The sequence below is a fragment of the Lysobacter sp. N42 genome, assembly GCF_004344885.1.
Genome location: NZ_SKFB01000003.1, coordinates 387794 through 394570, shown reverse-complemented (window position 1 = coordinate 394570; position 6777 = coordinate 387794). Strand labels below are relative to the sequence as shown.

The 6777-nt window shown below is 46.8% G+C and carries 6 protein-coding genes, 4 tRNA genes and 1 pseudogene; all 11 read right to left on the bottom strand.

Annotation, left to right across the window (positions count from 1 at the left end; translation table 11 throughout):
• Positions 1 to 131 (bottom strand): GTP-binding protein (locus EYQ95_RS09400; protein ID WP_243699891.1); only part of this gene is annotated, 131 nt, incomplete at its 3' end.
• Positions 132 to 236: 105 nt separating this feature from the next.
• A tRNA-Thr gene (locus EYQ95_RS09395) sits at positions 237 to 312 on the bottom strand.
• A gap of 17 nt (positions 313 to 329) precedes the next feature.
• A tRNA-Gly gene (locus EYQ95_RS09390) sits at positions 330 to 404 on the bottom strand.
• A 35-nt stretch (positions 405 to 439) separates the two neighbouring features.
• Positions 440 to 524 (bottom strand) — tRNA-Tyr (locus EYQ95_RS09385).
• 18 nt (positions 525 to 542) lie between these two features.
• A tRNA-Thr gene (locus tag EYQ95_RS09380) sits at positions 543 to 618 on the bottom strand.
• Between the two features lie 149 nt (positions 619 to 767).
• The gene (locus tag EYQ95_RS09375) at positions 768 to 2066 is read right to left on the bottom strand and encodes an adenylosuccinate synthase (RefSeq protein ID WP_111915305.1); all 1299 of its coding nucleotides are present in this window, start codon (positions 2064 to 2066) and stop codon (positions 768 to 770) included.
• A gap of 75 nt (positions 2067 to 2141) precedes the next feature.
• Positions 2142 to 3179, bottom strand: a complete 1038-nt coding sequence (locus tag EYQ95_RS09370; protein ID WP_207916310.1) for an aminotransferase class V-fold PLP-dependent enzyme — start codon at positions 3177 to 3179, stop codon at positions 2142 to 2144.
• 205 nt (positions 3180 to 3384) lie between these two features.
• Positions 3385 to 4272, bottom strand: coding sequence for a protease modulator HflC (hflC, locus tag EYQ95_RS09365; protein WP_111915307.1), 888 nt, complete (start codon positions 4270 to 4272; stop codon positions 3385 to 3387).
• A gap of 2 nt (positions 4273 to 4274) precedes the next feature.
• Positions 4275 to 5243: an FtsH protease activity modulator HflK gene (gene hflK, locus EYQ95_RS09360; protein WP_243699890.1), complete on the bottom strand. Its 969-nt coding sequence runs from the start codon at positions 5241 to 5243 to the stop codon at positions 4275 to 4277.
• A 99-nt stretch (positions 5244 to 5342) separates the two neighbouring features.
• Positions 5343 to 5459 (bottom strand): annotated as a pseudogene (locus EYQ95_RS27160) (protease modulator HflK N-terminal domain-containing protein); the annotation flags it as partial.
• Between the two features lie 23 nt (positions 5460 to 5482).
• Positions 5483 to 6766, bottom strand: a complete 1284-nt coding sequence (gene hflX / locus EYQ95_RS09355) for a ribosome rescue GTPase HflX (RefSeq protein ID WP_111915309.1) — start codon at positions 6764 to 6766, stop codon at positions 5483 to 5485.
• Positions 6767 to 6777: the final 11 nt, after the last annotated feature.

Below are 6777 nucleotides of genomic sequence, written 5' to 3'. Positions count from 1 at the left end.
GCAGCACCACCATAAGTTTTTGCCAAAACCGTTGTGATTGCAGCGGTTAGAGTAGTTTTACCGTGGTCAACGTGACCAATTGTACCTACGTTAACGTGCGGTTTTGAACGTTCAAACTTCTCTTTAGCCATGACAGCCTCTCTCCAGATTATGCGATCCCAACGGACGCGATCTTTGGTTGTAAATTAAATTCGTTTAAATTTTAAATTAAATAGGGAGGATAGCACAAATGAGCCTGGTGCTGATAGGCGGATTTGAACCGCCGACCTCACCCTTACCAAGGGTGCGCTCTACCAACTGAGCTATATCAGCATGCGGCTTATTTCTAATGGAGCGGGTGGCGGGAATCGAACCCGCGTCATCAGCTTGGAAGGCTGAGGTAATAGCCATTATACGACACCCGCATTCAGAACTGGGCTACCTCGGACCTATAAAAAAATGGTGGAGGGGGCAGGATTCGAACCTGCGAAGGCTGAGCCGTCAGATTTACAGTCTGATCCCTTTGGCCACTCGGGAACCCCTCCCCGATTTTTCTAAAAAGTTGGTGCCGGCAGAGAGAGTCGAACTCCCGACCTACTGATTACAAGTCAGTTGCTCTACCAACTGAGCTATGCCGGCACCCCGATTAGGTGGAGCGCATTCTAGGGGATCATTTAAGGTCTTGCAACTGTGATCCCACATTTTTTTTCGTTTTTTGTCACAACCGCTCAAAAATTGAAACTATTGTGCAAAAAAGACGCATAAAATCCGAATTTTATGCTGCGAAATTACGCTTTAAATGGATGGCGCAGAACAATCGTTTCTGCACGATCTGGTCCGGTAGAAATAATATCTACTGGAATACCCAATAATGCTTCGATACGTGCGATAAACGCAAGCGCATTATTAGGTAGGTCTGCATGAGCTGTTACACCTTCAGTTTGCTCGCTCCAACCAGGTAGAGTTTCATAAACTGGCTTTACAACTTCATAGTCTTCAGCAGCCATTGGTGGTAAATCCGTAACTTCACCACTAGCTAGCTCGTAACCTGTACAAATCTTAATTTCTTCAAGCCCGTCAAGTACGTCTAACTTGGTTAAACACAAACCGCTTAACGAGTTAATTTGAACCGCGCGCCGCATTGCCACTGCATCGAACCAGCCAGTACGACGCTTACGACCTGTAGTCGCACCGAACTCGTGACCTTTAACACCTAAGTGTTGGCCTACATCACAGTCAAGTTCTGTTGGGAAAGGTCCCGAACCTACGCGTGTCGTGTACGCCTTCACAATACCCAGCACATAATCAAGGTAACGTGGGCCAAAGCCAGCACCAGTAGCAACACCACCTGCAGTGGTGTTAGAGCTTGTTACATAAGGATATGTGCCGTGGTCGATGTCTAATAAGGTACCTTGTGCACCTTCAAACATAATGTTTTTGCCTTCGCAGCGCGCCTTTTCCAATAGGCCCGGAACGTCAGCAATCATCGGCTTAAAGATTTCAACGAGCTCTTTACAGCGTGCAAGCACGTCGTCTAACGAAACGGCTTCTTCGTTGTAATAATTAGTCAGCATAAAGTTATGCTGTTCTAGTACTTCACGTAGCTTTTCTTCTAAACGTACTGGGTGGAATAGATCCCCTACGCGGATTGCTCTACGTGCAACTTTATCTTCGTAAGCAGGACCAATACCACGCCCCGTAGTACCGATTGCTTTCTTACCACGCGCCTTTTCACGAGCTTGGTCGAGTGCAATATGATAAGGCAAAATAAGCGGGCAAGACTCACTAATAAGTAAGCGTTCGCGAACTGGAATGCCACGGTTCTCTAGCATTTCAACTTCTTCCATTAACGCGTCGGGTGACAACACCACACCGTTACCGATAACGCAAATGACGTTATCGCGAAGAATGCCCGATGGAATAAGGTGAAGTACGGTTTTTTCACCGTCAATTACAAGTGTATGACCGGCATTGTGACCGCCCTGATAACGCACAACGTACGTTGCTTCGTCGGTCAGCAAATCAACAATTTTACCCTTACCTTCGTCACCCCATTGAGTGCCGAGAATCACTACATTCTTACCCATGGCTTCGCTTTTTGTCCTGAAGGAAAATTTCAGGCGGCGATTCTATCAGAATTTTGCCGCCAATTCGCAGCTTTTTTAATCGCTAGCAACGCTATTAAAGTTTAGTTGCTGATAATCTTGTGTTTCGTGGTAAAGACCAAAGCCAAAACGCAGACGATTGTCACGATAATCTGTTAAAACGCCCTGCTCTCGTAGGTGTGCGGCTAACGTCGCGACGTCCTCCGCACTTCCCCACCTGAACGTGAAAAAGTGACCGTGGGTTTCTAACCCATTCTCTAATAACGTGTCTCTGTTCACTCTTGGGTCGTTAAGTTCGTCCAACCGCTTTAGGAATGACGCTTTTAAAGTGCTTACATATTCGTTAATTTTCGCTGGTTTAAGTCCTTCTTGCTGCCACATCGTGAGTACCGCATCGAGGCGGTACAACGCAGACAAATCCATCGTTGCGCCGGCGAACGCCATACCATCATCCGCGTATCCCACTTGCCCTTCCTGAGCGTTAGTTAAATTACCAAAGTCGGCATACCATCCGGTATATTCTGGTCTATAGGCATGGGCGCTCGGTACGACCGCAAAACAACAACCTTCACCAGCTTGGGCGTATTTATAACCACCCGCTAAATAAAACAAACGCTCTTCGTACGGTTGCCAGTCGGTAGGGATCGCTCCGAAACCATGGTAACCATCTACCATGATAAGCGTGTCGTCATTTTGCACATCGTCTAACCACTCACTCGGCGCAGGCGCAGCCACACCAGAGTTGAAAAATATTTGGCTAATGAAAATCATGTCCCAGCTGCGGCTTGCAACTTCTGTACGCCAGCGCTCTGCAAATGTGTCAAAAGGCTCCGTAGGCACACGTACTACTTCCACATTGCCGCGCTCTTCTAAGCGTCTACTTTGGCGGTTAAAACTATGGAACTCACTATCAGTCGTTAAAATTGCTAAGTCTCTGCCATAGCGGAAACTTGAAAGCGCCCGATACAATAGTTCATGAGTATTCGGTGCAAATACAATTTGGGCAGGTTTCGAGACATTTAAAATGTTCGCTATCTTTTCTTGCACAGCAGGTACTTTTTCCGCAAACAAATAGCCCCACTTATCGTCTGCCATTCTCGAAGAGTCGTCCCAATAAGCCATGTGCGCGTCACGTGTTACATCAGGCCAATAGTAATGACTATGTGGAGCGCAGTGTAAAAAGCCTTCTCGGGCTTTTAAGAATCGACTATATAAATGCTTGTACATCCGAAAATTCCTCGAGTAATCCACCTAAAAAAGGGGGCTAAGCCCCCTTCTTTATCTTTCTTTAAATTGTAGTTTAGTCTGCGGCACTTTCTAGCGCATTAAAATAGCGGAAGAAATCACTTTCCGGACTAATCACTAACATGCTGTCGCCATTACCGAAGCTGTGTGTGTAGGCTTCCATGCTACGAATAAATGCGAAGAACTCTGGGTCTTGCCCATAAGCCTCTGCATAAATGCGAGCGGCTTCCGCATCACCTTCACCTCGAATCTGACGCGACTGACGTTCAGCGTCCGCAATCATTACGGTAACGCGAGCGTCGATGTCTGCACGAATGATTTCAGCTTGCTCACGACCTTCAGAGCGGTGCTCACCAGCTACAGCTTGGCGTTCGGCACGCATACGGTTGAAGATTGCGTCACTCACCTCTGTAGGTAAGTTAATCTGCTTCACGCGTACGTCTAGCACTTCAATACCTAGGTCGTTAGAGCCTTCTGCGGCTTGAATAAGCGCCTGCTCCATAAGTTCGTCACGCTCACCTGAAACGATTTCGCGAATAGTGCGAGAACCAAACTCCGCGCGTAAACCGGTATTAATTCGGCGAGTTAACAAGTCTTCAGCCTGACGCTGGTTACCACCATTAGTTGAAAGGTAGTATGTCGCAAAGTCAGTAATACGCCATTTCACGAACGCATCAACAATTAAGTCTTTCTTTTCGCTGGTAATGAAACGGTCTGCTTGTCCGTCCAACGTTTTGATACGCGAATCTAACTTTACGATACGGTCAATAAACGGAAGTTTTAGGTGCAAGCCTGGTTCATACACAATCACTTGCCCTTGCTCGTCTTGCGCAACCTTACCGAATCGAATCACGATTCCACGCTGTGCTTCGCCAACAGTAAACAACGAAGTTAAACCAAGTAAAGCGAGAATCACGACAAGTACAATAATAAAGTTTCTCATGATTAGTTCACTCCTCTGTTGGTATAACGCGAGGTGTCGCGGCCAGTGTCGCGTGTTGAAGACTGCGAATTTAAACGAGTATCGCTAGTGCTAGTTTCACCGCTGTTGTCTGGCAACATAGGAACAGGTGAGTCACTCAAGCTACTGCGGTTTTGCATGATTTTGTCGAGCGGTAAATAAAGTAAGTTATTTCCACCTTCAACGTCGACAAACACTTTGCCGTTGTTCGCATAAATTCTTTCTAGTGTTTCAAGGAAAATACGCTGGCGTGTTACTTGCGGCGCTGCTTGGTACTGAGGTAGCAACTCGTTATAACGTGCCACTTCACCCTGCGCTCTAAGCGTAACCTGCTCTTTATAAGCTTGTGCTTCTTGCAGCATACGTCTTACACGACCACGAGCTGTTGGCTCAATTTGGCGCGCATAGGCTTCAGCTTCACGAATGAAACGCTCTTCATCTTCTTGTGCACGAATAGCGTCGTCAAATGCTTCGCGAACAGCTTCTGGAGGTCTTGCGCCTTGGAAGTTGACTTCCACTACGGTAATACCAATGCCGTAACGCTCTACCAAGGTTTCAATAATTTCACGCGTTTGTTGACGAACTTCATCACGACCTACGGTTAAGATGTTGTCCATCGTGTTGTGGCCAATTACATAACGCAACGCACTGTCAGTTAACTGTGACAAGCTCGATTCCGGGCTTTCTACATTGAACAAGTATGCGCGAGGGTTGGTAATTCGGTACTGAACGCCCATTTCCACGTTCACTACGTTCTCGTCTTCTGTCAGCATTGAACCCTGTGTTTGTTGTGAACTAATGTTGTTCACGTCAACGTTGGTGATAGTGTCAATGAAACGAGGACGCCAATGTAAACCAGAACCTACTTCCGCGTAATACGCACCAAAGCGTTGAACTACGCCACGCTCTGCTTCTTTAACGGTGTAGAATCCGGAAATAAACCAAATTACCACAGCCAAGGCGACAAGAAGTCCAATGCTCTTGCCACCAAATCCAGAATTCTTTTGGCCGCTACGTCCGCCGCCTTTATTGCCACCTAAGCCAAGTTTGCTCATCATATTTTTGAGCGCTTCATCTAAGTCAGGAGGCCCCTGATTATTACCACCTTGGTTGTTATTCCAAGGGTCGCGGTCTTTTTTGCCGCCATTCCCCGGTTCATTCCAGGCCATTGATTACTCCAAGTTTCTACTGATTAATTGATAATCTGTTGCAGTTTTTCGCCAAACTGTTTTTTTAATTTTTGCCACTCTACGTCAGGCATTCGTACCGATATTAACATATCTCCTCGCTCGTTTGCCTGCTCTTCCTGCACACATTGTAGCGCATACAATTTACTTCTTAATTTGCCTTCCATCGGCGGCACACGCAACGTTGTTTCGACCATGTGCGGTGCCAAACGTTCATGCAATGCTTGGCGAAGTAAATCTAGCCCCTCGCCTGTAACTGCAGAAACCCAAACCCGCTCCGGCACACCCTCATCATTGTAATCGATTCGTGGTGCTACACCTTCCATAAGATCGAGCTTGTTAAATACCAATAATTGCGGAACTTCATTGGCTTCTATTTCTTCCAATACGCTATTCACTTCGCGCTGGTTTTCATCTCTGCGCTCGTCGAATGCATCCACCACGTGAATAAGTACGTCGGCGTCTCTCGTTTCGGTAAGCGTTGCTTTAAAAGCCGCTACAAGATCATGGGGGAGGTGGCGAATAAAACCAACCGTGTCTGCAAAAATAACTGGTCCAATATCGCCTAAGTCGAACTTCCGTAACGTCGGGTCGAGCGTCGCAAATAATTGGTCCGCAGCATAAACATCCGCTTCAGTAAGCATATTAAACAATGTCGACTTACCCGCATTGGTATAACCGACCAACGCTAACGTGGGAATTTCAGCACGCTTTCTAGACCTACGCCCTTGCTCGCGCTGCTTCTCTACTTTTTCTAATCTACGTAGAATATTTTTAATGCGCTCCCGCAACAAACGACGGTCTGTTTCTAACTGGGTTTCCCCCGGGCCTCGTAACCCGATACCACCTTTTTGGCGCTCTAAGTGAGTCCAACCTCGAATTAAGCGGGTAGAAATATGTCGAAGCTGAGCAAGCTCAACTTGCAGCTTCCCTTCATGGGTTCGGGCGCGTTGTGCAAAAATATCAAGAATGAGACCCGTACGGTCGATTACACGACATTCAAATACACGTTCAAGGTTACGCTCTTGGGAAGGTGATAGTGCATGATTGAATATCACAACACCTGCGTCGACTGCTTTAACAAGCGACGCTATTTCTTCGGCCTTTCCGGAACCAATAAAAAGCCGAGCATCTGGAGAATTTCTAGACGCGGTAACTACACCAACAGTTTCGACACCGGCAGAAGAGACTAGAAGCTTCAGTTCTTCTAAATCTTCTCTAGCCGCCTCAGCGGCGAAATTAACATGAACCAGAACGGCTTGCTCACTACCTTCGTACCTATCAAACAAGCAAGCCTACT